Here is a 3,212-nt window from a genome sequence, read left to right on the forward strand (position 1 = left end):
TTTACGGGTCTATTTTTCAGACAGAGCGTAGACTGCCTTTTGGGTATAATTTTAACGCTGAGTATTGAGCTACCGCTTCCTCCGTAACCTTTTGTGAAGTGTCAAAAATTGTATCTTCACGAAGTTCAGAGGTCGTTACCCAAGGCACGTTGCCGTCATAAAACAAAGGATTGTCACTTCTAGGGGTTGTACCACTCCCAATGCGGTTGAAACCATGTGTAACCTTCCATGTTTCCCAGTGTTTAGGTACCGCTCCCAACCAACTTACACCCGAATCTCTCATCGGTACCGTCGGATCAAGCCCTTTGGTTACCGCCTGACTAATTAAAGCTGTGCGTTGCTCAGCCAGCTTGTCCAAAAGAGACTGCTTTTTGGAAATCAATGCATCAATCTGAGCAGTTTTGTGGTCAAGAAAACGAACAATGGCGCGCTGCTCACCGATACTAGGTATCGGAATCCATAGCTTTTTCAGATCATCCTGACTGAGATTAGGCTGTCCACCGCCAGTAGAGAGTGATACTACGCTTTGTCTGAAAAATGATGTCTTGCTAAGCTCTGTCTGAAAAATCGACGAGCGATGGCCAGACAAGGCAAAAATCGGCGAAAAAGCGGAGTTTACAGGGAAGTAAATGAGCCTTTTGAGCCGATTTTTAACGCAGTATGGGCGAGCGCAGGCATTTTTCAGACAAAGCGTAGGACGGGTCTTCGCATCCAGAGCCAGTAATAAACGAAACGCGTATCGAATACTGTAGGTTCAGAGAAAACGCAACAAGCCTGATTGACCGTCGAATCTAAACCAAGTATCCCAAGGCGCCCAATCGTGGCGCCGTACATAGCTATCGCAAGACTACCTTCAGGGTAAACTTTCAACGCAGAATGGAGAGCAACCGCCTCTTGAGTAACTTTTTGCGCTGTATCACGAATTGTATCTTCACGCAGTTCGGAAGTTGTTATCCACGGTATCGCTCCATCATAAAACAGTGGATTATCGCTTTTAGGAGTCGTGCCACTGCCAATCCGGTTGAAGCCGTGAGTGACCTTCCAGACCTCCCAATGACTAGGTATGTCTCCAAGCCACGGTAAATTTGAAGGTTTATACTCGGCGTATTCCCTCATCAAACCACCTCCGCCAACATAGCGACGATTTCCTTTTCCAGCTGACTAATCTCACCAGCGATTTCTTCCAGAGGACGTGGCGGTTCATAGACATAAAAATGGCGATTCAGCGGAATCTCGTAACCCACCTTGGTTTTGCTGTGATCAATCCAGGCGTCTGGCACATGGGGTAGCACCTCAGCCACCAGGTAGGCCTCGCAATGGTCCTTTACCAACGAAAGCAGTTTGTCATGACCGGTTTCGTTGTCGTATTTCAGCGGCAAGGGCAGGCTGATATCAGTAGGCAACACCACGTTCTCGGTATCGCGCAACTCCGGATCTGGCTCTGGATTGCCCTTCTTGTCTCGGCAAATGTTAGCCTCTGGGTCTCGCTCTGACAGCGCCGCCAGTATCGCCTTCTTCACCGGAGCACCTACCTTGAGGTCGGCCTTCTTAAAAGCCTTATTCAAAACGGCTTCGAATTCGTCCCGGTTCTGATAAAGGATGTTGCCATCCAGCCCTCCGAGCAGGTCTTTTATGGCAGCCTGAGTCTGTTTACCCGCCTCAATTTCCGCCTGATAGGCCGCTTGGTCCTTACGCTTTTTACTGGTGGCCAGATTGGCAAAGGCCCGCTGCTCGTCCAGGCGAGCAATTCTCTGAGGGCTGGCCTGGAACTTCAGCCGTAGAGGGCGTTCCACTGTGATTTTCAGATAGCCAAACTCGTGGTTATCAAAGATCTTACTGACAGTACGGGTTTCGGTTCCGGTCGGTCTTGATGACCCTTTGGTATGTACCGGCGCTACGGAGGTCGCCTCATGTTGATGTTCGGCGTAGAGGCGAACCAGCTCGCGGATATGCTCCTCGGCCAGCTCGTTTCGCTTATTCCCCAGGCTTTTGTCCATCTTTTTGTAATGGCGGGTGCCGTCGATTAGCTGTACTTTGCCTCGGCGGTGTTTCGGCTTGCGGTTACTGACAATCCAAACGTAGGTGTAGATGCCGGTGTTGTAGAACATCTGGTCCGGCAGGGCCACGATGGCATCGAGCAGGTCGTTTTCGATAATCCAGCGTCGAATATTGCTCTCACCACTCCCGGCATCACCGGTGAATAACGGGGAGCCGTTGAAAACCACGGCAATCTTCGAGCCGTCACCACCTTCGCTATTATTATCAAGAGGAAGGCCATCCACCAGTTTCGGCGGGTTGTGCATCTTGGAAATCATGTGTTGCAGGAAAAGCAGCGAGCCATCATTGATTCGGGGCAGACCGGCACCAAAGCGCCCTGAAAAGCCCTGGTCGTCGTACTCCTCACGAACGAAATCTTCTTCCGGCTTCCATTCAACGCCAAAAGGCGGGTTGGAAAGCATATAGTGGAATTTCTTCTCCTGGTGGCCATCGTGCGGTACGAAGCCGTTGTTTTTGTTCTTGGCGTCTTTCACGCCCAGCGTGTCCCCATAGATGAGATTATCGATGGGTTCGTCTTTGATCAGGAGGTCTGAGCAACAAATGGCGTAGGATTCCGGATTGTACTCCTGGCCGAACAGCTCGATGTGGGCATCGGGGTTCAATCCTTCATGGGTACCGTCACCGCAAATGTACTTTTCAGCTTCCGAGAGCATGCCACCGGTACCGGCTGTGGGGTCGTAGATACTCCGGTAAATGCCCGGCGCGAAGATGCCTTCCTCATCGGTAAATAACAACTGCACCATCAGCCGGATGACTTCACGGGGAGTAAAGTGGTCCCCGGCCTCTTCGTTTGCCTGTTCATTGAATTTTCTGACCAGCTCTTCGAACAGATAGCCCATCTGTAGGTTGCTGAGGGTCTTGGGTGAGAGATCAATTTCGTTGCTACAGAACTCTTTGAGAATCAGGAAAAGGCGGTTGGCTTCATCCAGCTTGGCGATTTCCGCCTCGAAATCGAACTTATCAAAGATGTCCCGAGCGCGGGGTGAGAAACCCTGGATGTAGGCAATCATGTTGCCCGCAATGTTCGGCGGATCAGCCAGTAGCTTATCGAAGGTGAAGCCGCTGGTATTGAACAGTTCCTGTTTGCGGCCACTGGTGGCAATGCGCGAAAGCGCCTTTTCCAGGTAAGCGTTCATTCCAGGACGCCCTGCCAT

At 50.9% G+C, this 3,212-nt stretch carries 3 protein-coding genes; all 3 read right to left on the minus strand.

The genetic code is table 11. The features are described from left to right. Positions 1-16: 16 nt before the first annotated feature. On the minus strand, positions 17-589 hold the full coding sequence (locus CCD76_RS18990; protein ID WP_218777085.1) for a restriction endonuclease subunit S: 573 nt from the start codon (positions 587-589) through the stop codon (positions 17-19). A gap of 92 nt (positions 590-681) precedes the next feature. After that, positions 682-1,116: a restriction endonuclease subunit S gene (locus CCD76_RS19920; protein ID WP_143543340.1), complete on the minus strand. Its 435-nt coding sequence runs from the start codon at positions 1,114-1,116 to the stop codon at positions 682-684. Beyond that, a partial coding sequence (locus tag CCD76_RS18995) for an HsdM family class I SAM-dependent methyltransferase (protein WP_087721058.1) occupies positions 1,116-3,212 on the minus strand: 2,097 nt, incomplete at its 5' end. The genes CCD76_RS19920 and CCD76_RS18995, both read right to left, overlap by 1 nt.

The organism is Salinicola salarius (assembly GCF_002179555.1).
In the GTDB taxonomy this organism is placed as follows: domain Bacteria; phylum Pseudomonadota; class Gammaproteobacteria; order Pseudomonadales; family Halomonadaceae; genus Salinicola; species Salinicola salarius_A.

Bases quoted from the DNA above. Each gene is read 5' to 3' on its own strand.
- CCD76_RS19920 (WP_143543340.1), bottom strand. From the start codon at position 1,116: ATGAGGGAATACGCCGAGTATAAACCTTCAAATTTACCGTGGCTTGGA.